This window comes from Corynebacterium sp. Marseille-P4611 (assembly GCF_916618765.1).
Taxonomy (GTDB): Bacteria; Actinomycetota; Actinomycetes; order Mycobacteriales; family Mycobacteriaceae; genus Corynebacterium; species Corynebacterium marquesiae.
Map to the genome: position 1 here is coordinate 1,059,957 of NZ_CAKAKD010000001.1, position 22,157 is coordinate 1,082,113.

Annotated in this window: 20 protein-coding genes; 6 read left to right on the top strand and 14 right to left on the bottom strand. The window is 61.1% G+C overall.

The features are described 5' to 3' along the window. Nucleotides 1-29: 29 nt before the first annotated feature. The 3 genes from LG376_RS05165 to LG376_RS05175 are packed head-to-tail and all read right to left on the bottom strand — an operon-like array spanning nt 30 to nt 5,040. Nucleotides 30-2,585: a serine/threonine protein kinase gene (locus tag LG376_RS05165; protein ID WP_225746380.1), complete on the bottom strand. Its 2,556-nt coding sequence runs from the start codon at nt 2,583-2,585 to the stop codon at nt 30-32. Further along, nucleotides 2,582-3,595 (bottom strand): glutamate ABC transporter substrate-binding protein, encoded by a 1,014-nt coding sequence (locus LG376_RS05170; RefSeq protein ID WP_225746381.1) that lies wholly within the window; start codon nt 3,593-3,595, stop codon nt 2,582-2,584. Before LG376_RS05170 ends, LG376_RS05165 begins: the two co-directional genes overlap by 4 nt. After that, nucleotides 3,595-5,040: a hypothetical protein gene (locus tag LG376_RS05175; RefSeq protein WP_225746382.1), complete on the bottom strand. Its 1,446-nt coding sequence runs from the start codon at nt 5,038-5,040 to the stop codon at nt 3,595-3,597. Before LG376_RS05175 ends, LG376_RS05170 begins: the two co-directional genes overlap by 1 nt. Nucleotides 5,041-5,110: 70 nt before the next feature. Here LG376_RS05175 and LG376_RS05180 point away from each other — a divergent pair, with 70 nt between their 5' ends. From LG376_RS05180 to LG376_RS05190, 3 genes are read left to right on the top strand one after another with little or no spacing between them, the layout of a single operon-like run. Continuing rightward, nucleotides 5,111-5,605, top strand: coding sequence for an NUDIX domain-containing protein (locus LG376_RS05180; RefSeq protein ID WP_049377936.1), 495 nt, complete (start codon nt 5,111-5,113; stop codon nt 5,603-5,605). A 29-nt stretch (nt 5,606-5,634) separates the two neighbouring features. Next, nucleotides 5,635-6,630: an ABC transporter ATP-binding protein gene (locus LG376_RS05185; protein ID WP_225746383.1), complete on the top strand. Its 996-nt coding sequence runs from the start codon at nt 5,635-5,637 to the stop codon at nt 6,628-6,630. Nucleotides 6,631-6,636: 6 nt separating this feature from the next. Then, a complete protein-coding gene (locus LG376_RS05190) occupies nt 6,637-7,416 on the top strand; it encodes an ABC transporter permease (RefSeq protein WP_049377934.1) in 780 nt (259 codons plus the stop codon). A 114-nt stretch (nt 7,417-7,530) separates the two neighbouring features. On the opposite strand, the gene cls is transcribed toward LG376_RS05190, so the two are convergent. From cls to LG376_RS05210, 4 genes are all read right to left on the bottom strand, one after another. Then, complete coding sequence (cls, locus tag LG376_RS05195) at nt 7,531-8,994, bottom strand: cardiolipin synthase (protein WP_198492105.1); 1,464 nt, start codon at nt 8,992-8,994, stop codon at nt 7,531-7,533. Beyond that, entirely contained in the window at nt 8,995-9,804 is an 810-nt protein-coding gene (locus LG376_RS05200) for an exodeoxyribonuclease III (RefSeq protein WP_225746384.1), read from the bottom strand. Between the two features lie 88 nt (nt 9,805-9,892). Next, on the bottom strand, nt 9,893-10,882 hold the full coding sequence (locus LG376_RS05205; RefSeq protein ID WP_225746385.1) for a GNAT family N-acetyltransferase: 990 nt from the start codon (nt 10,880-10,882) through the stop codon (nt 9,893-9,895). Continuing rightward, a complete protein-coding gene (locus LG376_RS05210) occupies nt 10,882-11,505 on the bottom strand; it encodes a peptide deformylase (RefSeq protein WP_049377930.1) in 624 nt (207 codons plus the stop codon). The genes LG376_RS05205 and LG376_RS05210 overlap by 1 nt, the downstream gene beginning before the upstream one ends. On the opposite strand from LG376_RS05210, the gene LG376_RS05215 reads away from it, so the two are divergent. The 3 genes from LG376_RS05215 (at nt 11,504) to LG376_RS05225 (ending at nt 13,920) form a co-directional block, all read left to right on the top strand. Further along, nucleotides 11,504-11,779 carry a DUF3263 domain-containing protein gene (locus LG376_RS05215; protein WP_198492101.1) on the top strand — a complete coding sequence of 92 codons (276 nt, stop codon included), beginning with the start codon at nt 11,504-11,506 and terminating at the stop codon, nt 11,777-11,779. The genes LG376_RS05210 and LG376_RS05215 overlap by 2 nt on opposite strands. Nucleotides 11,780-11,802: 23 nt before the next feature. After that, nucleotides 11,803-12,603 (top strand): LytR C-terminal domain-containing protein, encoded by an 801-nt coding sequence (locus LG376_RS05220; RefSeq protein WP_225746386.1) that lies wholly within the window; start codon nt 11,803-11,805, stop codon nt 12,601-12,603. A gap of 180 nt (nt 12,604-12,783) precedes the next feature. After that, a complete protein-coding gene (locus LG376_RS05225; RefSeq protein ID WP_225746387.1) occupies nt 12,784-13,920 on the top strand; it encodes a glutamate--cysteine ligase in 1,137 nt (378 codons plus the stop codon). A 24-nt stretch (nt 13,921-13,944) separates the two neighbouring features. Here LG376_RS05225 and LG376_RS05230 read toward each other — a convergent pair whose 3' ends face one another. Genes LG376_RS05230 through LG376_RS05260 form a run of 7 tightly spaced genes read right to left on the bottom strand, consistent with a single transcriptional unit; the run spans nt 13,945 to nt 21,933 of the window. Further along, complete coding sequence (locus LG376_RS05230; RefSeq protein ID WP_225746388.1) at nt 13,945-15,444, bottom strand: glycosyltransferase 87 family protein; 1,500 nt, start codon at nt 15,442-15,444, stop codon at nt 13,945-13,947. Nucleotides 15,445-15,459: 15 nt separating this feature from the next. After that, on the bottom strand, nt 15,460-15,840 hold the full coding sequence (locus tag LG376_RS05235; protein WP_179387013.1) for a monovalent cation/H(+) antiporter subunit G: 381 nt from the start codon (nt 15,838-15,840) through the stop codon (nt 15,460-15,462). Next, nucleotides 15,837-16,112: a monovalent cation/H+ antiporter complex subunit F gene (locus LG376_RS05240; protein WP_005325614.1), complete on the bottom strand. Its 276-nt coding sequence runs from the start codon at nt 16,110-16,112 to the stop codon at nt 15,837-15,839. The genes LG376_RS05235 and LG376_RS05240 overlap by 4 nt, the downstream gene beginning before the upstream one ends. Further along, nucleotides 16,112-16,639, bottom strand: coding sequence for a Na+/H+ antiporter subunit E (locus tag LG376_RS05245; RefSeq protein ID WP_225746389.1), 528 nt, complete (start codon nt 16,637-16,639; stop codon nt 16,112-16,114). The genes LG376_RS05240 and LG376_RS05245 overlap by 1 nt, the downstream gene beginning before the upstream one ends. Next, nucleotides 16,632-18,458, bottom strand: coding sequence for a Na+/H+ antiporter subunit D (locus LG376_RS05250; RefSeq protein WP_225746390.1), 1,827 nt, complete (start codon nt 18,456-18,458; stop codon nt 16,632-16,634). Before LG376_RS05250 ends, LG376_RS05245 begins: the two co-directional genes overlap by 8 nt. After that, a complete protein-coding gene (locus tag LG376_RS05255; RefSeq protein ID WP_225746391.1) occupies nt 18,451-18,951 on the bottom strand; it encodes a Na(+)/H(+) antiporter subunit C in 501 nt (166 codons plus the stop codon). Before LG376_RS05255 ends, LG376_RS05250 begins: the two co-directional genes overlap by 8 nt. After that, the gene (locus LG376_RS05260) at nt 18,952-21,933 is read right to left on the bottom strand and encodes a Na+/H+ antiporter subunit A (protein WP_225746392.1); all 2,982 of its coding nucleotides are present in this window, start codon (nt 21,931-21,933) and stop codon (nt 18,952-18,954) included. Between the last annotated feature and the right edge of the window lie 224 nt (nt 21,934-22,157).

Genomic DNA, 22,157 nt, shown 5'->3' on the forward strand with positions numbered 1-22,157 from the left:
TGGGGCGGCTGTACGAGCCTATGTAGCGATTAGAAGGTGGTGACCGGGCGGACCTGGTTGGCAAGGTCAACGAGCGCGTAGCGGTGGCGGCTAAACGGGGCTTGGCGCGCGAGGGCGCGGAGTGTCTCGGAGAGACCAGTGCGCAGGCCACGCTGGGTAAAGGCGTATTCGAAGAGGTCGTTGGGGGAGGCGGCGCGCGATAGATCAGCATTGCGCAGGAAATTCAGGCCGGCGGAGATGACGGCAATCTTGATCTGGAGGAAGCGCGGCTCGTTGGTGGGGACCTCTTCGAGGCGTCGGGCGGCGCGGCGGATTCGGGATTCGGAGAGATCGTGGACGATGAGCTGGAGGATCGTCGTCAAGCGGGCCATGCGGTAGTGGCGCGAGGCATTGGGGACCTTGTCAAGGACCACGACGGCTACCTCCACCTGGCCCTCGGAGCGCAGTTGGCGGGCGAGGCCAAAGGAAGAGGAGACGGTGGTGGGGTTGGTGGACCACACAATGCCGTAGAGGCGCATGGAGTTAAAGCGCAGTGCGGCCGGATCCTGGGTGACGTGGTTCCAGATTTCCGGCTGGCCCTCAAAGGCGGAGTTAGGGAGATCGGCCAGCGTGGAATGCATATTGGAGCAGGCCCGCGCCACGGTGGGGTCAATAAGCGAGGTATCGCTATAGTCCAGCTGCTGCAGGATGAGCTCGTTGATGGCGGCGATGGCGAGCTTGGGGGCCGCCTCGCCCGGCAGAAGATCGAGGACGGTGGAGAAGTATTTCTGGGCGTCGCGGTAGTCGTCGTGAAGCAGCTCGGTAATTCCGGCGTACCACTGGAAGCGCCAGTCTTGGCCAAGGCGGTCTTCGATGGAGCTTAGCCACTGGCGGGCCTGGCCGGTATAGCCCAGGTCAATCATGGAGCGGACCACGCCCAGCGGGATTTCGGCGGAGTGTTCATACTCGGGGGTCTGCATGGCCTGGCGGAGGGTCTCCAGGGCTTCCTGTGGCTCCGCATAGGATGCGCCCTGCAGCAGGCCGGCGCCCACGTCATCGCGGTCCAGCAGTGGCGTAGGCAGGGCGGAGACGACCTCGGGGGCGGTGATTTGGACGGTGCGATCGATGCCGTCGATAAGCTGGTCGGTGCGAAAGACCAGGTGTTTGGTGCCAAAAGTGGTACGTTGCGGCGAAAAGAGCGAGTGCTGGGACGGATATTGGAGGCCGTCGCGGATGGCAATGACCTCGCGCAGAACGCCGTAGAGCTGGGTGCGCAGCTCCTTGATGGAGGTAAAGCGGCGTTTTGGGTCCGGGTCGGTGGCGCGCTGTAACAGGCGGTAGAGCGACAAGAAGCGGCGCAGTTCCGGCTCCTCGGTGGGGGTAGGAATGCCCGGCAGATAGACGCCGTCCTCAGTAGGCAGCTTGAGGCAGAGCGCAGCCAGGGTACGGCCGATGGTGTAGATATCGCTGGCGATGGAGGGCCCTTCGGTGGCTACCTCTGGGGCCTGGTAACCCTTGGTGCCGTAAATATAGCCAAAGGCGCCGATTCCGGAAACCGCTCCCAAATCAATGAGCTTGACCTGGTCCTCGGTGACGATGATGTTATCGGGCTTAAGGTCGTTGTAGACCACCCCGCGCGAATGCAGGTATTCCAGCGCAGGCAGGATTTCTAGGATATAGGCGATGGCGATATCAACCGGCAGGAGCTTATCGGGTTGCTTTTTGCGCCTGTTTCTTAGCGACGGCCCGCCAACGTACTCCATGACAATAAAGCCACCGGGTACTCGCTCGTCATCGATAAAGTTGAAAATCTTGACGATACCGGGGTGGGTAATATCCGCGAGAAACTCGCGTTCGGCCACCGCAGCGGCGGTTTCATCGGCCGATTTTTGGGCCTGCATACCTTTGAGAACCACCACTCTTCCCGAGACAAAGTGGTCATTGGCCAGGTAAATCCATCCCATGCCGCCGTGGGCGATAACGCCCAGGATTTCGTACTGGCCGGCCACCACGTCGCCGGGCTGCAGCTGCGGCGGCGGGATCTTTTTGCCGGATGTTTTCTCGGCCGGATCGATCAGGGCATCGGTGGGTTCGGACGGGGTGATAAAGGGCAGCCGCACCATGCCATCGGCCACGCGGCGCTCGGTGCGGTGGGTGCCGCGGCGCTCACGGAAGGTATCGAGCGCGCGGCGGCGCGAGCGTTGCGAGGAATCCTCTTGGGCCTTCTGAGCGCGCTGCTGTTCGCGTTGGGCGCGGATATTATCCAGATCCGCCAGAAGGCTGGAGATGTGGTCTGGGTCGATGGAACCATCGCCATCTTCATCGTCGTCCGCGAACGGATCGAAAGCCACAGCAGCGGTGCCGGTTTCCTCCCCGGACTCCTCATCGGCGAAGGGGTCAAAGGCCACGGCCGCAGTGCCCTCTTCCTCTTCGTCCGCAAAGGGGTTGAAAGGAACGGCGGCGGTGGCGGGGCCATCGTCCAGCGCATCCGGCTCCTGCGCGGAATTGGCGGCATTGGTGGGCTGGCGGAAGGCGCGCTGGGTATCGAGGTTCTCCGGTTCGATGTACTCGAGCTCGTCGTCGCTAAAATTCGGGTTATGGCTCATGGCTTAGCGTCCTCCTCGATGTACTTGCCGGCCGGCAGGGTGGGCTCTTCCAAGTAGGCGCCGAGCCACTCCTCAAAGATTGTGGACCACGTGCCGTCGCGGCGGATGCGCTCGAGCGTGGAATTTACTTGGCGCAGCAGTGGGCGGGTGTCATGTTGCTTGCTGGGGCGGCGCACGGCCACGCCGTAGTTCTCGGTCTCTAGCGGCTCGCCCACGATGGAGGTATAGGAGTCTTGGGCGGCCATGCCGGAGAGCAGGGCATCATCGACGACGATGCCGTCGGCCTGGTTAAGCTGCAGGGCCATCAGGCAATCGCCCCAGGAACGGGTAACCAAGATATCGGACTTGGGGGCGTGCTCGCGGATGGTATCCAGCGCGGTGGACGCGCCTACGCCGCATAGGGTCTTACCGGCGGCGTCTTTCACGGACCTAATGCCGGAATTGGTGAGCACCAGCATGCGGGTTTGGGTGCTCATATAGGGAATGGAAAAGGCCACGTCGCGCTCGCGTTCAGGGCTAATGGTCATGGTGCGCACAATCATGTCCACCGCGCCGGTATTGAGGGTATCGACGCGGTCGGAGGATTCCACGAAGCGGAAGTCCACCTTGTTGGGATCACCAAAGATATCGCGGGCAATCTCGCGGGCAATCTCCACCTCGAAGCCGCGCACGTCACCAGTGGCGGCATCGCGGTAGCTCAGCAAGTTATTGGAACGGTCCACACCCACGATGAGACGGCCGCGCTTGACGATGTCCGGCACCCGCTCCTTCGCCTTCCTATCATCCGGGCGATAGCTGCCCCTGATTTCCTCATCAGAGGCACGGTGAGCTGCGGTCGATCCGGCCTTTTCAATTTCCGCTCCTTCCGGCAGCGGCGGGCCCGGCTTTGAATCGAGGGCGTGCTCGGCGGGCGCCTCCAGCGGCGGGGTGGAGCGAACATCGCACGAGGCTAGCGGCAGTGCGGCGCAGATGCAGGCAAGGGTAGCGAGGGCAAGGCGTGTGCGGCGCATTAGAGGTACTCCTGCAGTCGAGGACGGATGCCCAGCCACACGGCAATAATGGCGCACAAGGTCAGCAGGAACACGGCCGAGGACACCGCAGTCATGGCGGTCAGGCCGCGCTCCAAGTAGCTGCGCATGGCGATGCGCGCCTGACCGATGAGATCCGAAAGCTCCGTGTCGAGCTCATCAAAGGAACGCGCCGCGGTCATCTCGCCATGCCTGGGCTCGGTGGCCGTGGCCTGGTAGATGGCCTCATCATAGTCGCCATCCTTGAGCGCACCCATGAGTTTGTCGTGGGTACCGCGCCACTGCTCGGCGGCCGCCCGGGCGCTGTGAATGAGTTCTGGGTCGGTGACCTCCACGTCCTCATCATTGAGCGCTTCCTCATAATCCTCGAGGGCCCTTTCGATGGAGTTGATGGAGCTGGAAAAGCGCACCATCGAATCCTCCTCGGAGGAGCGCAGCACCAGCGCCAGGGTCTCAGAGGTACGCGCCTGCTGCGCCTCAATCCGCGAGGCCGTGAGCGAATCCCACGGGCGCGAGGCCGTCTCAAAGCCCTGGTGGCCGGTGGACCAGGTGGCGAGGTTGGATAGTGCCACCCAGGAGATGGCCAAGAAAAGCAGCACGCTGGCAGTTAAGAAGCCGCGGTTAAAACGCCGGCGGGTCTGGCGCCACAGCCACCATTGGGCCACGGCGAGGAAGAAGAGCGCCGCCAAGAGGCCGGAGAGCGGCACCCACTGCGGGGAGGTGAGCTTTTGCTGTTGCTGGTTTACCTTGGCGGTGGTCAGCTGGAACAACTCGGAGGCAGCCGGCAGGATACGCTCGCGCATCAGCGCCGAGGCATTGGACATATAGGAATTGGCCACCGCATTGCCCGCCCGGTGGTTGGCGCGGGCCTTTTCCACCATTGCGGTATAGACGGGGAGCTCGCGTTGGATAAAGGTCACCAGCTCGCGCACACGGCCGTCTTCCTGCGTGGTACCCAGCACGGATTCGGTGGCTGCCACCGAAGCGGCATCAATGGCTTCGTTATATCTATCGCGGTTGTGCTCTGATTCCACACCGGCCTGCACGAAGCCGGTGGTGGCCACGGTATCGGCCACCGAAAGCGAACTATAAAGGTGGTGCGCCGCATTCGACATCGGCTCGGTGGTGCTTAGCAGCTCGTCCAAGTCGGAATGGCGGGCGGCGGAAGATTGGGACATCGATAAGCCGGCAGCGCCTAGGGCTACGGTGAGAATGAGCGTGACCGTAAAAAGCTTGCCTGGGGTAGTGGAGGCGAAGTAGTAAAAGCGGCGCAGCAGGCGCGCCGGGCCCGCGAACCATTCCATGGCGCGGCTACTGAGCCCGCTGAAGGCCGGGCCGGTGGGCGCGGTAACCTCATCGAGCCAGTGATCGCTCGGGTGAGCGTGTTCGTCGTGCACGCTTTCTGCCCGGACTGCCTGCTCGGTCATTCACTTAGAATAGCGCCCGCAGTGTGCTGGGCGCCACCATATACCCGCGTGTGTGGCTAGGATAGGCAGCATGCATAACCCTCACAGTGGAGACGGCTGGGCGGCAGGCCCCGGCGGCATTCGCGTCTGGGGAAAATTTGGTGCCGCCGGCCTGTTCCTCGTCGCCGGGCGCAAGGTGCTCCTCCAGCACCGCGCCGCGTGGACCAATCATGGCGATACCTGGGGGATTCCGGGTGGCGCCCGCGATTTTACGGAGACGCCTACCCAGGCCGCGCTGCGTGAAACCCATGAAGAATGCGCGATTGCGCCCCAAGATGTGGAGGTGCTCGATGCGCGAGTAACGGCCGGGCCCTATCCCGCGGCGGGGGATCTGCCGGGGGAGTGGACCTATACCACCGTCCTAGCACGCACGCGCACTGGCGCACCGCTTCCTACTACAGCTAATGAAGAGTCCTATGAGCTGCGCTGGGTGCCTTTTGAGGAGGTAGAAAGTCTCCCCCTTCTGGCCGCCTTCCGCCACGCCTTTCCCGCCCTGCGGGAGAGTGTGGAGGCATTGAACAGGTAAAGTTGCCGGATTTATGGCACGCTAGTGCCATGATCGAAGTAGAAGGATTGACTAAACAATATAAGTCTGTCCGCGCCGTTGATGATCTCACCTTTCAGGTAAAACCCGGCATGGTCACCGGGTTCCTGGGCCCCAATGGCGCGGGCAAATCCACCACCATGCGCATGATCCTGGGCTTGGACATGCCGACGGTCGGCAGGGCGCGCATCAACGGCAAGCACTACCACGAGCTCAAGCAACCTCTGCGTGAGGTAGGTGCCTTGCTCGATGCCAAGGCGGTGCACCGCAACCGCAGCGCCGCCAACCACCTGAAATGGCTTGCGCAGTCCAATGGCATTTCTACTTCCCGCGTTGATGAGGTCCTAGGGCTGGTAGGGCTTTCCGACGTCGCCGGTAAGAAGGTCGGTGGCTTCTCCCTCGGCATGGGTCAGCGCCTCGGCCTAGCCGGCGCGCTGCTCGGTGACCCGGGCATCCTCATCCTGGATGAGCCGGTCAACGGCCTCGATCCAGAGGGCATTCGCTGGGTCCGCCAGCTCGTGCGCGCCCTAGCCAAAGAGGGCCGCACCATTTTGATTTCTTCCCACCTGCTTTCGGAGATGTCCCAAACCGCCGACCATCTCGTGGTCATTGGTAAGGGCCGTTTGGTAGCGGACCAGCCCACCTATGACTTTGTGAAGGACCACTCGCAGTCCTCCGTGCTGGTGCGCTCCGACCATCTTGATGCCTTTGGCTCTGCTCTGCGCGCCGAGGGAATCTCCTTTACCGAGTCCACCGACGAGGAAGGCCGCCCCCGTTTGGTGATTGCCAACCAGACCACGGATTTCGTAGGTCAGCTGGCCTACTCCACCGGTGTGCCGCTTAATGAGCTCAGCCTCAAGAGCGCCTCCCTCGAGGATGCTTTCATGGAGCTTACTGGCGACGCCGTCCAGTACCACGGCTCCACTGGTGGCCCCACCGCCGGCGGTGCTGCTGCCAGTGCCGATGCTGCCACTCCGTTCGCTCGACCCACCCAGCAGGAGGTTTAATTCGCCATGCTGAATACCTTGAAGTCCGAATGGACCAAGCTGCACACCACCCGCTCCTTCTGGTGGACCACCTTCATCTTCCTCTTCTTTGTGTGGGGCTGGGCTATCTTGAATGCTCGCCTTACCCAACCGGCAGAAACCCCCGAGGATGCAGCGTTGGGCATGGGTGTTATCACCCCGGATGGCGCGGTGTCTGTTCTTTTGGGCCTCGGCCTGCCCGTGCTCATGATCCAGGCCATCATGATCGTGACCACCGAGTACCGCTTTGGTACGCAGACCATCACGTTTATGGCTACCCCGCGCCGCTGGTCGGTGGCCTTGGTCAAGCTGCTCATGTACGCGGTTATCGCGGCCGCGCTGACCTTTATCGCCGTGGCGGGCGCCTACCTACTGACCGAGGTTTTTGCCCACGATGAGGTAGCCGCGGAATTCCACCCTTGGGACGATGAGATGGGCCAAAAGCAGCTGTGGAAGTACCCGCTGGCTGCCGCGCTGCTCGTCCTTTTTTCCCAAGGAATTGGTTTGCTCTTGCGCTCGACGGCTGGCTCCGTGGCCATTGGCCTCATCCTCTTCCTCGGTGTGGATAATCTCGTGGCCAGCATCCCCAAGGTTGGTAGCAAGCTGGTTAACTTCATGCCGTTCAAGTCTTTCCAGTCTTGGCTTTGGGAGATAGATCCGGTGGATGCTCCCTGGAAGGAATCCTGGGGATTTGGGCTGGTATTCCTCGCCTGGGCTCTCCTTTTGTGGGTCCTAGGAGTCATCGTCCTGCAAAAGCGCGACGCCTAAACACCCACCCATATAACGCTTCACCGCTCCGGCCGACAGTTCATTCGCTGCCCGCCGGGGCGGTTTCTTGTTGCCAGACTGTCTTCGCTGCAGTCGTGATGGTTCGTGTTCGCTCTACTGCAGCGCGGAGGTAAGGCGCATGACATTATCCACGTAGCGGCGGATAAAGCCGCGCTCATTCCACTCCTCCAAAGTTAGCTCGTGGCACACCGTGCGGTAATTGGCTACGAGCTGGTTGAATTGGTCAATGAGGTCGCCCTTGGCCACCAACATGGTGGATTCATAGTTCAGGCCGAACGAGCGCGGGTCCATATTGGAGGAGCCGAACATGCACAACGGGTCGCGGCCGGGATCGTCCGGGTCGGTAATGATGAACTTGGAGTGCAGCACAAAGGGGTAGGGGAATTGGTAGATGTGTACGCCTGCCTCTAGCAGGGCTTGGTAGTAGGAGGACTGGGCATGGTTGACCATAAACTGGTCCGCTTTTGCCGATACATAAAGCTCCACATCCACCCCGCGGTAGCACGCGGTGGTCACCGCCTCCAGCAGGGACTCATCCGGGACGAAGTAGGGCGAGCACAGCACCAGCCGGTCCTTGGCGTGGTGCACCAAGGAGTTGAACATGCGCAGGTTTGGCTCAGTGGTATAACCCGGGCCGGAGGGGATTATTTGGAGGTGGTTGGCGTCGGCAGTCTGGGCGTCATCATAAGGCAGTTCATCGAGCGGAAGGTTCTCGCCTGCCTCCAGGTACCAATCCACGGCGAAGACCGCAGACATAGAAGTTACAATTGGCCCGGAGAGCTCCACCATGTAGTCAATCCAGTACCGGTCCTTGGTTTTGTACTGGCGCTTAATCATGTTCAGCGAGCCGATAAATCCCACCTTGCCATCGATGATCACCAACTTGCGGTGGTTGCGCAGGTCCGGGCGGCGGAAGCGGCCCTTGTGTATCTGAATAGGCAGCATGAGATGCCAGTCCACGCCTATCTCTGTTAGCTGCTTGCCCAGCTTGAAATAGCCCTTGTACTTAAAACTGCCGATCTGATCCAGCAGCAGCCGCACCTTTACGCCGCGGGCGGTAGCCCTGCGCAGCGACTCGAAGAATACGTCCGTGACCTCATCCCAGGACTGGATGTAGATCTCGATGGACACGTACTTCTCGGCGCGGTCAATGGCGGCTGCGATGGCGCGAATGGATTCGTCATAATCCGCGTGCAGGCCAAGGTTGTGGCCCACCAACGCCGGGAATCCGGTTAGCTCGCGGTTGAGCCGGATGACCGACTCTATTTCCGCCGAAAGGATGCCCTGCGGATGGTCCGGGGTGCGGGCCGTGACACTTTCAATCTTCTCATTGGCTTCTTGCTGGATGCGGTGGCGACGCCGGTTGATATACGGCGAGCCCATGAGCAAAAACAGCGGCAGGCCGATAAACGGCAGTACCAGAATTGCCAGTAGCCACGCGGTGGAGCTGGAAGGTCGGCGGCCTTCGGGCACGAAGCCAACGGCAACGATCTTGATCCCGTAATCCAGGATCAGGAATACGAGCTGCCAAAAACTGAGATCAAGCGACCAAGACATCTATTTCACGGAATCGAAATCGGGCAGATCGTAATCTGCGAGAAGCGGGCAGTGATCGGAGGTTTTATCGCCGGCGCGCTCGACCATGTCTACCTGCGCGCCGGTCACGTGCTGGGCAAGCGGGGCTGAAGCCAACTGGAAGTCGATGCGCATGCCTTCGTTCTTTTGAAAGCGCATGCCCTTGTAATCGAAGTAGGTATAGCGTTGGTCCTCCGTGAACCGGCGGGTAACTTCTTCGAGCCCGGCTTCTTCCAGCATCTGGAACGCGGCGCGCTCTGGCTCGGTGACATGCGTCTTGCCGCGGAAGGCCTCTATATCCCACACGTCTTCATCGCGCGGGGCAATATTGAAGTCACCGGTCAATAGCAGCTTGGACTGCGCATGATTTTCCGCATAGCGCGCTAGGTGATAGAGAAAGTCCAGCTTGTAGTCATAGTGGCGGTCCGTGATCTCGCGGCCGTTGGGCACGTAGAGGGACCAGATTTCTACGCCACGGATGCGAGCCCCTAGCGCGCGGGCCTCACGGTCCTGCGGCTTTTCCGAATCCTTCGCAAAGCCCGGCTGGCCCGGAAAGCCGACCAAGACCTCCTCGGGTTCTTCCTTGGACACAATGGCCACGCCGTTCCACTGGTTGAGCCCGTGGCACGTGACGTGTAGGCCCGCGTCCTCGAAGGCCTCGCGTGGAAACTTATCGTCTTTCACCTTAGTTTCCTGCAAACACAAAACGTCGATGTCGTGCTTGGAGATAAGGTCCAGCGCCCGCTGTATGCGGGTGCGGACGGAGTTAATATTCCACGTGGCGATGCGCATGCCACATACAGTACCTGCCCGCTGCAGCGAGGTCAGCGGGCAGTCCCATAAGGCTCACCGCTCAGACCGGAAGTCTGCAGCGCGGAGCTTAGTTGCGCAGGCAGGCGTAGATGCGGCGGTGTTGCTCGATGAAGCCGAGCTTCTCAGCCAGCCGCACTCCTGCGGTATTGGAAGCCGGCACGGTGAGGTAGGCGTGCTCGGCGCCGTTATTGCGCCCCCAGTGCAGCAGGTGCTGGAGCATGAGCGTGCCGTATCCGCGACGCCGGAAGTCCTTGGCCACTTCGATGGAAGAAAGCCCCAGCCACGTGGTGCCATCGCCGGATTCGGTAATTGTGGCGCGGGCGATGGCGACGGTCTCGCCATCGAGGACTAGGCGGCCGAAGCCGAGCGTTCCCTCGACGTGAGAGCCAAGGCTCTGCACCGCCTCGGCAGGAAGGGCATCGGTGCGCGATTGATACATCGCCAGCCACTCGTCATCGGGCTGGGCGGCGAGGTGGAAAGTGGGGGAGGTAGAGGGGGCGTCGGCAAGCGTGGGCAGATCCCGCAGGACCATGGCGAGGACCTCCGGCTCGGTCTCCCAGGCGGGGTCGGCGAGCAGGCGTTCGGCCGGCTTGCCAATGCGCTCTGGAACCACCAGGCGCACCGGGAGGTTGTGGCGGGCGTAGAAGGCCTTAATCTCCTCCAGTGGCACCGGGGTAAAGCCGGCTGAAGGACCTAGAGGAACGGCTGCATTGGAGCTGCCGGAAACCCCGTTGCTCGCGCGCAACAGCCAGGAACCGTCGCTGGTCCAGGCGTGGTCTGTGCCGGGGGAAGCCGCGGCCGCGGCAACCTCCACGGCGCGGATATCGGAGTTGCGGACCATGCGCGGGGAGAGCCGTTTGATGATTTTCAGCTGCTCCGGCGGGATCTCCACCGCATCTAGGTCGGAAGGGTAACCGCCGACCTCTTGTGGGCGAATGACCAGCGGATTGAGGCTGAGCACATGCCCGATGACATCGCTATGTACATCGCCGAAATCGCGCCGGGCCACCACGCGCTCGCCCACCTGGACGGCATCGGAGCGGAAAATACGTGACATTAGTCGTCGTGGCCGAAGGGATCGGCGTCCTCGCCCGGTACCCAGGAATACCCCGGCTCGGTCCAACCGTGGCGCTTAATGGCCTTCTTGGCCTGGCGCTTATAGCGGCCAATGAGGGTATCGGTGTAGAGGAAGCCATCGAGGTGGCCGGTCTCGTGCTGCAGGCAGCGGGCGAAGAAACCATAGCCTTCGACGGAGATGTCGTTGCCGTTTTCGTCCTTGCCGGTCACGCGCGCCCAGTCGGCGCGGCCGGTGGGAAAGCCCTCGCCAGGAACGGAGAGGCAGCCTTCGTCATCGGAGCCGTCATCGGCCGGCATGGTCTCTGGAATCTCGGAGGTCTCCAGCACGGGGTTAATAACGCAGCCCTTGCGCATGCCTGCCTTTTCGGACGGCAGCTCGGTGCCATTGGGGCCATCCGTATCGGGGCAGTGGTAGACAAAGAGGCGCTTGCCAATTCCTACCTGGTTAGCGGCCAAGCCTACGCCATTGGCGGCATCCATGGTTTCATACATGTCCGCGATGAGCTGCTGCATTTCCGGGGTGGAAATCTCGGATTCTTCCACCGGTTGGGTGGGTTCGTGAAGCACGGTCTCGCCGTGGATAACGATGGGGCGAATAGTCATGCCTTACAGTTTAGGCATGAACCCCTTGTCTGACCTAGACGCCGCCATTTTGGACTTCGAGGAAACCGCGCCGCGCAGTATCGGCCGCAAAGAAGAGGCTATTCGTGCGCAGCTGGATATCTCCCCGGTGCGCTATCACCAGCGCCTTAATCTGCTTCTCGACGCCCCCGCGGCCGCCCAATCCCATCCCCTCCTGGTTGCACGGCTGCGTCGCCTGCGAGAGGAGCGAGAAGACACGCGGCGCGCCGCGCAGGGAAATACCCCGGATAGTTAATTCTGAGTACTAGTGTTGCGTATGTGACTAATGTGAATCCGGAAAATTCGACCGACAAGGTATCCGACGAAACCCGCGCCGGCTCTGCTGCCGGCGCCTCCGCTTCCAGTGCTGCTAAGCAGCGCCCCGCTGGTGGCGGTGCGCATGCTAAAAAGGGCGGCCTCCCGCTGCGCGGCCTGGCGATGGTCCTCATCGCGGTGGCCGTCATGCTCGGCCTTTGGGCTTTGTACTCCATGACCTCGGGCGACGATGATTCCACCGTGGCGTCTAAGAGCACGCAGGAAAACTCCGCAGGTTCTACCATCGGTGCCGCGCCCGAAGGCTCTGCTGGCCCCGACACCGCCGGCTCCCGCGCTCCGGGTGCCCCAGAGGCATCCGATCGACCCGGCGCTCCTGCCCCCGCCCCAGCAGGGGAGGGCGATAAGCCGCGTGATGCAGCCGCTTCCGGTGACGCTGACGAGCGTGCCGCAGCTGAGAATGAAGCCGCAGGCGAGGGCAACGCCCACTCCGCCGCACGCGACCGCAATGACATTAAGGTCAGCGTCCTCAATAACTCCGGCGAGGTAGACAAGGCCAAGAAGGAAGCCGATTCCCTCAAGGGCGGCGGCTTCAAGGTTGGCTACGTGGGCAACCTGCCTGGCGACGTCCTTACCGTCCCGAAGACCACCGTCTTCTTCCCCGAGGGCGACGCCTCTGCTGAAGCACTGGCCAAGGAGGTCGCCGCCCGCTACCAGGCCGATATCGCCCCGATGAACCGCGATTTGCCTAAGGAAGCCACCGCTGACGGCGCCGTCGTCGTCGCCCTGGCGGTTCCGCAGGCCTAAGCAATCCGTGCACCTGACTTAAAGTCCAAGGCCATCCGGCCGAAGAGCAAGCACCATAGTTCTTCGGCCGAATGCCTTGGACTTTTGTGATCTGAGCTATTCCGCACCTGCAAGGCCGCCGGTAAAAGTAGGTTAAATAAAATTCACGTCTTAATACCTGTCAGCCGTTAAGCTGAATGGGTGAAGATCCCGGCAGAACAATTCGCCCGCTCTCCCGAACCAACGCTCGGCGTGGAATGGGAGGTAGCGCTCGTGGACCGCGACACGCGCGACCTCGTCCCGCGCGGTGCGGAACTTATCGATCTAGCCAATGCGACCCACCCCGATATCCATCTGGAAAAGGAATTTCTCCAAAATACGGTGGAGCTAGTCACAGGCATTTGTCACACCGTGCCGGAAGCAATCGCTGACCTACAAAATTCCCTGAACGCGGTGGAAGAAGCCGCCGATAAGCTGGGCATAGACGTCTGGGCCTCTGGCGGCCACCCGTTTACGGACTTCCGCGAGAACCCACTTTCGGATAAGCCCAGCTATCAGGAAATCATCGCGCGCACCCAGTACTGGGGCAAGCAGATGCTGCTATGGGGCACGCACGTGCACGTGGGCATTAGCCACGAGGACCGCGTCTGGCCCATCATCAATGCATTGATGACTAAGTACCCCCACCTGCTGGCCATTTCTGCGTGCTCGCCTGGGTGGGAGGGCCTAGATACCGGCTATGCCTCCAACCGCACCATGCTGTACCAGCAGCTGCCCACCGCCGGCATGCCGTATCAATTCCGCGATTGGGCCGAGTGGCAGTCCTATATGCGCGACCAAGCGATTTCCGGCGTTATTAACCACACCGGTTCCATGCACTTTGATATTCGACCGGCGTCCAAGTGGGGCACGGTGGAGGTGCGCGTCTCTGATGCAACGTCCAACCTGCGCGAGCTCTCCGCCATCGTGGCGCTGACCCACTGCTTGGTGGTGTACTACGACCGGCTTATCGACGCCGCGGAGCCCCTTCCCACCCTGCAGCCCTGGCACGTGGCAGAAAACAAGTGGCGCGGCGCCCGCTATGGTATGGATGCGCTGGTGATTACCTCCCGCGAGACCGATGAGGCCTGGGTTAAGGACGAGCTAGCGGAGATGGTGGATGAGCTTAGCCCCATTGCGCGCGAGCTGGGATGCGTCAACGAGCTAAAACTCATCCACGAAATTATCGAAGGCGGTGCCGGCTATGAGCGGCAGCGCCGTCTCTTCAAAGAGACCGGCAGCTGGCGCGAGGTGGTCGAGGAGACCTGCCGCGAGTTGCACACCTTCCGCCCGCTCTAAAGCGGCGGGCAGGCGGGCCCGGGGCTAGTCCTCGGAGCGCGAGTGGCGACCGTAGGCCGGGGTATCGGGGATATCGGTGATGTCCTGAGCCGCCGGGAACGCGCGCGTTTCCGGCCCTACCGCGGGCATTTCTGCTGTTTCATCGCTGACGGGTTGCGCTGCCCGTGGATGACCCTGGCCCCTCCGGCTCGTAGCTGCCGTATTAAACGAGCGCGCCGGGAGTGCCCCGGCCTCCGCGGAAGCAGGTTGCGCACCAGCGGGCTTTGCGCCAGCGGGCTGCGCAGGTAAGTGGTGGCGGCCCGGGGCGGGCGCTTCCTCTTCCGGCTGGGTGCCAGGGACAAAACCCCACACCGCGTAGAAGGCGATAAAGAGGACGCCGGCGCCGGTGAAGGCCAACATTCCCCACGGCTGCAGATCCCAGTGGTTGAGCGAGCGGCTAGCAGCAGATAGCCACACGGGGGCGGAGATAAACGGCAGGGTTACCGCACACATCGCCAGCACCGATACGAGGCCAGCGACCTGCGCGCCAAGGATGCCGGGCAGGCGCTTGCCCAGACCCTGGTTGACGGCAACCAGCACGACGACGGCCAGCGGCACCGTCCACACCCAATGGTGATACCAAGAGAAGGGGGAGACCAAGCAGGAGCTGATGCCAGCAAGCGCAAGTGCGGCGGAATTATTGCGGTGCTTCATCGCAGTGCGCAGCGCCAGGCAGGTCAAAATGAAGACCACGACCACGGCGGCGAGCCAGATCCAGCCGCCATCGATGCCCCACGCGCGGACCATCACCGAGCGAATGGACTGCGCACCTGGGTTGGTGTGCTCGCCCACGCGGGAGGACTTAAAGATAGCGTCGGTCCAGAAATCGGCGGCATCCGGAATGGTCACGAAACCAATGGCCACGGTTACCGCGAACGTAAGGATGGCGATGATCGCTTGCCACCAGCGCTTCTGGAAGAGCAAGACCAGACCCATATAGGCCGGGGTGAGCTTCATACCCGCGGCCAAACCAATGCCGATGCCCGGCAAAGCGCGTTTGCGCGGCAGAATATCCAAGGCCACTAGCAGCATAAGGAAGATGTTGATCTGGCCAAAGAATAAGGTGCCGTGCACCGGCTCATTCGCCGGGGTGCAGCACAGCAGCAAAAGGCCCAACAGCCACATTGCCGGGGAGAGCTTGAGGCCGCGCTCGCGCAGAACCAGCATAATAACCGTGAACAAGGCGAGGGCGGTGCCGCCCTGCCAAAGGAGGATCAGGGGGGCGTCGGCAAGCGAGGAAAGCCACGTGAAAAGGGTGCCGGAAAAGGGCGGATAGGTAAAAGGCAGGTTGCCGATATAGGCGTTATCGTAGAGGTCCGCGCCTTGGGCCACCTCGCCGCCGGCGAGCCAATAAATCTTCAGATCCAGGGGAACGCGCCACACAAAGGCGCTATTGCCGTCGAAGATGCTGAAGCGGTAGACGATGATGCCGATAAGAGCGGCGAGCAAAGTCACCATAGTGGGAAGCCCATAAAGCTTTTTCACGGTGAAAAGCGTCTCCTACTTGCGGCGCAGCGACTTCGCGGCGGGTCGGTCGTTGCGGGACATGGATTCCTCGGTGCCGTACAGGCCCTCACGGCGTGCAATACGCGAGGTGCGCTGCGCGGTTACCGGGCTAGTGAACATGGCAAACAGTACCAGCAAAACGAGTATTCCTAAATCCCCGCGCTCGGCAACGCTGAAGGATTCCGCGCCGGTGATGCGAATGATGGCGCCGAGGATGGTGAGGATAAGCCCTGTGGTTTGCGGCTTGCTTACCGCGTGTACACGAGACATCGTGTCCTTGAAGCGGGCGATGCCGATGGCTGCGGCCAAGGTGAGGACGCTGCCGCCGATTATCAGGATGAGCGAGAGCACATCTGCGATGAAAGACCAGCTCATTGGCTATCCCTCTTCCTAAACCTGGTGACGGACACGGTGGAGATGAATCCCAGCAGCGCAATGACCAGCATGGCCGAGACCACCGTGGTATTGAGCGACCAGCACATATAGGTAGCCAACGCGCACTGGAACATCGCGGTAAAGCCGTCCATGCCCACCAAGCGGTCCAACGAATTGGGGCCGGTGACAATGCGCCAGACGGTGATGAGGAAGGAGACCACCAGCAGCGCGGCGGCCACCAGCAAAATCGCGTTATAGATCTGCGGATCCATTAGGGGTGGCTCCTTTCAAAGATGTCGATGAATGAGGCTTCAAGGTGGGCCACGGCACCGATTTCGCGCTGAATCTGGGCCTCATCGCGGGCGTCCAGGATATGGACGGTAATCATGCGGTTTGCAATGTCGATATCGGTCACCGTGCCGCCTGGCTGCAGGTTATACAGCGTTACGGCCAGGGAGAGTACGAACTCATTATCCAAGCGCATGGGCAGCTCCAAGATGGCGGTCTTGGGCACCGGCTGCGGGCGCACGGCCAGCCAGCCCACCTTGAGCGAGGCGTAGAACAGCTCCCAGAACCAGCGGATCATGAACGCAACGAGCTTGCCCCAAGAAACGTCGATGCCGGTAATGGGCATGGCCGGCAGCGGCAGAGCAAAGACGATAACAGTGCCGATGAGGAGTCCGGCCACCACATTGCCCACGGTGATCTCTCCCATGAGCATGCACCACATGACTACCAGCCAAACGATGAACCACGGGCGGAAGCGGTGTCGCAGGCCGGAAAAGCGCGTGTTAGTCATCGCTAATATCCTTCCTCTTGGCGGCATCCGGGGACTTTACATCGGTGGAATGCGCATCGCGTCCACCGGCTTCCGGGTCGGTGCGGGCATCCAAACCCGCTGAATCCGGCGGCTCCGCCTCCGGGGAAGGGTTGCGGCGATTCTTATAGGAATCAGCGCCGCCGGTGTAGCGCTCCTTCTGGTTGAGGTGGCGGGTGGGGTCATCCGCGCGGTCGCCCAAGACCGCGTATTGATAGATGGACGTGTCCTGCGCGGATTCGGCAGCGCGTGAGGTCACGCCGGACATTGGACCGGCCAGAAAGGTAATGGAGGTAGACGCGGCCACCAGCAGAGTAGTAGAGGCGATCATGCCAAAAGGCACCCTGCCCACATCCTGGCGGGAGGAAAACTCGACCTCATCGGTGATATCGGAAAGCGGGGCCGGGCGGGCGAGCGCCACGTTGCCTTCCGGGGCATCGGCGCGGTCGCGTTGAAAGCCCTTGGCCCACACCAACATCATGACGTAGAGGGTCAGCAGCGAGGTGAGCACAGCACCGACGATGAGTACCCACGCCATCCAGGAACCCTCATTCGCACCGGCTTGCAGCAAGATGATCTTGCCTAAGAAACCGGAGAACGGCGGGATGCCGCCCAGATTAATGGCTGGAATGAAGTACAAAATTCCGATAAGCGGGGCCGAGTACATCAGCGAACCCAAGCGGCGCAGCGACGAGGTGCCGGCCTGGCGTTCAACGAGTCCGACCACGAGGAATAGCGCAGTCTGAACCAGAATGTGGTGTACAGCGTAGAAGATGGCGCCGGAAAGCCCCTGGGCGGTACCGAGTGAGACGCCGAAGATCATGTAGCCAATGTGGCTGACCAGGGTAAAGGACAAAAGGCGCTTAATATCGGACTGTGCGATGGCGCCCAAAATTCCCACCAGCATCGTGGCTAGGGCCACCCACATGAGCACGGTATCGAGGCCGCCGGCAGTGAAAATGGAAGTGCGGGCGCGGATGATGGCGTAGACACCCACCTTGGTCAGAAGGCCGGCAAAAACCGCAGTGACTAGTGAAGGCGCCGTGGGATACGAGTCCGGCAGCCAAGCGTCCAGCGGAACGACGGCCGCCTTAATGCCAAAGGCAACGAGCAGCGTGGCAAAGATCGCGGTGCGGGTGCCTTCCGGGAGATCCTGCATGCGCTGGCCGATCTGGGCCATGTTCATCGTGCCCACGGAGGAATACACATACCCCAGCGCGAGCAAGAAGATCATTGACGAAGCCATGGACACCATCACGTAGCCCACGCCGGCGCGAACTCGACCGGCTGAGGCACCTAGGGTCAACAGCACATAGGACGCCACGAGGAAGACCTCGAATCCCACGTAGAGGTTGAAGAGATCGCCGGCCAAAAAGGAGATATTAACGCCCATGGTCAGCAGCATGTAGGTGGGCAGGAATACGGCCACCGGCTCGTCCTTGGTGCCATCGCGCACGCCCTGGGAAATGGCGTACCAAATGACAGAAAACAGCACTACGGAGGAAGTAAAGAGCATGACCGCAGATAGGCGATCCGCCACGAGCGTGATGCCCACCGGGGCGTCCCAACCTCCTATCTGCAGGGTTTGGATGCCTTCAAAATCCGCAATGAGGATGAGGACGGCATTAACCACCGCGGTAATGAGCAGCGAGAAAAACACGATCTGGCGCTGCGCATTGGGAATGCGGCCAAAAATCAATGCGAGGGCCGCGGCCACTGCGGGGATGATAATCGGCAGCGGAATGAGGTATCCGATGTAGGGAAAGAGGGCATCGACAAGCGGCTGGACGGTTTCACTCATCGCGGGCCCCCTTTACTGGTTCCTCGAAAGATGCGGGGCCGAAATTATCACCTTGCTTGGTGGCGCGGCCCGTAGTCGGATCATTGGACGCATCGTGGTCCGGGCTGGCGGCCGCATTGCCGGGGCGTGCGGCCTTGGCTGCAATTGCGGTATCTTCCGCGTCATCTTCAATGACATCGTCTGTACGGTAGCGGTACTGCCGGTATGCCAAGGTGAGGATGAAAGCCGTCAACGCCATGGAAATGACGATGGCGGTCAGAATCATTGCCTGCGCCAGTGGATCCGCAATCTCGGCGCCGTAAGGCTCCGACTCGCGGCCATCGATAGGCGGGGAACCGGCCGAACCGCCGGACTGCAGCAAGAAGAGGTTGGCGCCATTGCCCAAAAGCAACAGTCCAAGCAGCATTTTGGTCATGGCACGGTCCAGGAGTAGGTAGACGCCCGCGGCTACAAGCACACCGGCGGCCAAGAGGAGGAAGAGGTTGGCTTCCATTTATTTCTCCTTCCCTGTGGTGGCGGTTGTGCTTGCTGTAGCGGCTCGTTTCTTTTCCTTGCGCTGGGCCCGTTGCGCCTTTTGCTTGGCGGTGCGTTGGCGTTGCTGCCGGGCCAGCGAGCGGGCGCGATCGCGGGCACGTTGCTTACGCATATCCTCTTCCTCATCCAGCTTGGCGCCCAAGGAATTCAGGATGTAGAGCGTGAGCCCCACGACGATGAGGTAGACACCTGCGTCAAAGACCAACGCTGAAGGCAGTGAAACCTTGCCGATGAGCGGAATCTCCGGCGAGGTGTATCCGCTGGTAAGTGGCGGGTGTCCAAAGAACATCGGGGTCACCGTGGCCAGTGCGGACAGCAAGAGACCGGTGCCCATGGTGCGGCCGGCATCAATAGGCAGGGTTTCTTCCAGCTCTGCGCGCCCACCAGCCAGGTAGCGCAAGATGAGCGCTAGCGCTGCGACGAGGCCGCCGGCAAAGCCGCCGCCAGGGGCATTGTGGCCGGCGAAGAAGAAGTAGAAGGACAGTGCGACCATGGACGGAAAGAGCACGCGCGTGGAGACATCGATCATCAGCGAGCGGTTGAGCGCTTGCTCTGATTCCACCCCGGCGGCCAGCCACCGCCGGCCGGTAACCCGCAGGGTGGGACGGCGGCTTTCGCGGCCGAAGGATTGGGTGCGATAAATCAGAGAAACCACGCCCAGTGCGGCGATGATGATCACCGTGATTTCGCCAAAGGTATCCCAGGCGCGCAAGTCCACTAGCAAGACGTTGACAGCATTGGCGCCGTGTCCAATCTCTTTGGCCAGATCCGGCATGAACTCGGAGATGGGCTTAGACTGACGTGCGTTAATAGCAAACATCGCCACCACGGTGACGGTAAGGCCCGTGCCCACGGAAAGCCACGCGCGCAGGCGCCCCATCTTGGGGTCCTGCTTCCACTCGGTGGAGGCCGGCATGCGGCGCAGAACCAGCATGAAAAGAACCATCACGATGGTCTCAGTCAGCAGCTGCGTCAGCGCCAAGTCCGGCGCACCGTGCAGAGCGAAGATGAAGGCGAGGGTATAGCCAGTCACCCCGACGATGATCACGGCTGATAAACGATTATCGGTGACCGTGGCGGCTACGGCGGCCACCATGATGATGAAGGCGGCGACGATCTGCCAAGGATTTTCCGCCACAATCATGCGGATATCGGTGAGATCGCCCTTGATGATCATAGCCAGTGGCAGCAGCATCAATGTGGCAAAGATGACCGTCAAGTTCAGCTGCAGGGAGCCGCGCTGCGTGGTTGCCGTCGTGCGCAGCGAGAGCTGGCGCAAAAGAGCGATGACCGAATCATAGGCATCATCCGCATTGCCCAGCGCAGGATAGGCGAATTGCCACTTGACCAGGACCTGGCGTTGCCAGTGCATAATAATACCGCCCACGATAATGAGTGCGGAGAGGCCGAGTGCCACGGTAAGTCCATGCCACAGGGCTAGTTCGCTATGCTCCTTCGGGGCGAAGGTGGAGTCGAGATGCTGGTCAAAGGCCGCCGATAGGGGCTTGGGGAACACACCAAGTGCCACGGTTAGGGCAGTGAGCAGGGCAGGAGAGAGCCATAATCCCATAGTTACGGGATGCATCTTGGCGACGGCCTCTGTCGGCTCCGTTCCATTGACCTCCTTCTTGGTAGCAAAGGCACCCCACAAAAAGCGCAGCGTATAGGCCATCGTGAGGATAGAACCGAGGACATAGGCCACAAGCATCATATTGCGTGGCATGCCGACCAAGAGCTCCTCGTGCATGGTTGCTTCCAGCACGGCCTCTTTGGCCACGAAGCCAAATAGAGGTGGGACGCCGGCCATGGAGAACCCGGAAATGATCGCAATGCCGAAGAGGAATGGTTCTTTGCGCCCCAATCCGGATAGCTTGGTGATATCCCTTGTGCCTGAGCAGTGATCGATAGCGCCGACGACCATAAAAAGCGCCGCCTTAAATAGCGAGTGAGCAAAGGTCAGCGCGAGACCGGCCTGCATGGCTTCCCGCGAGCCTACGGCCATGATGGAGGTGATAAACCCTAGCTGGGAGACGGTGCCATAAGCCAAAATCAGCTTCAGGTCGCGCTGCTTGAGCGCCATCCAGCCGCCGAGCAGCATGGTAAATACGCCTAGGGAGATAACCACCACGTGCCAGGTGGCTACCTCATACATTGAGGGCGCCAGGCGCCCGATTAGATAGATGCCGGCCTTAACCATCGCGGCGGAGTGGAGATAAGCGGAGACTGGAGTCGGTGCCGCCATCGCGCCGGGGAGCCAAAAGTGCGCCGGTGCAATTGCAGACTTTGTCAGTGCGCCCGCCAAGATGAGCACGATGGCCACCGTGACATAGGGTGTCTGCGCAAAGTTTTCATAGGCGGAGATATCACTAAAGGTCCACGCCCCAGTTTGCCGTCCGAGCAAGATAATGCCCATGAGCATGGTTAGACCACCCAGAGCAGTGACCATCAGCGCCTGCTGTGCCGCGCGGCGGGAGGAGGCTCGTTCCGCATAGTAGCTAACCAAGAGATAAGACAGCAGGGAGGTAATCTCCCAGAACACGTACATAAGCAGGAAATTGTCCGCGGCCACTAGACCAAACATGGCGGTGGCAAAGCCCACCATTTGCGCCGCGAACATGGCCAAGCGGCGCCGCGTGCCGTCGAAATAGCCCCAGCAGTAGACCAATACCAACGCGCCCATGCCCAAGATGATGAGGCTAAATAGCGCGCCTAGTCCGTCTAAGCGGAGGTCAAAACTTAAGTTCGCGGACGGCATCCATTCCACAGTGTGCTTAACTGCGCCACCGTCTGCGAAGGTGCCGCGCAGAAAGTGCATGAGCGTCCACACAAAGCCTGCGCCGGGGACTAAGGCCAAAATTCCAAATGCCGGGCGACCCATTCGCATGATGAGCAGCGGTGCTACCAGGGTGGCGGCGATGAGAGTACCCAGGAGTATTAGCACGTTGGTTACTGCGCTCCTTTTGGTTGTGTCACGTTCTCTTGCCCCGCTGCCGCGAATACCACGAGCATCACAACTAATGAGGGACGAGAACATTCACGAGCCGCACGCCGCTGAGTACGCCGCGGTGGCATAGTGCAAGCAACATGGCCGAGCGCGGGGCCAACTTTTGCCATTTTACCGGCTTTTCTACGGCTTGGAAAGAATTATTTTTGGCACTGTATTAT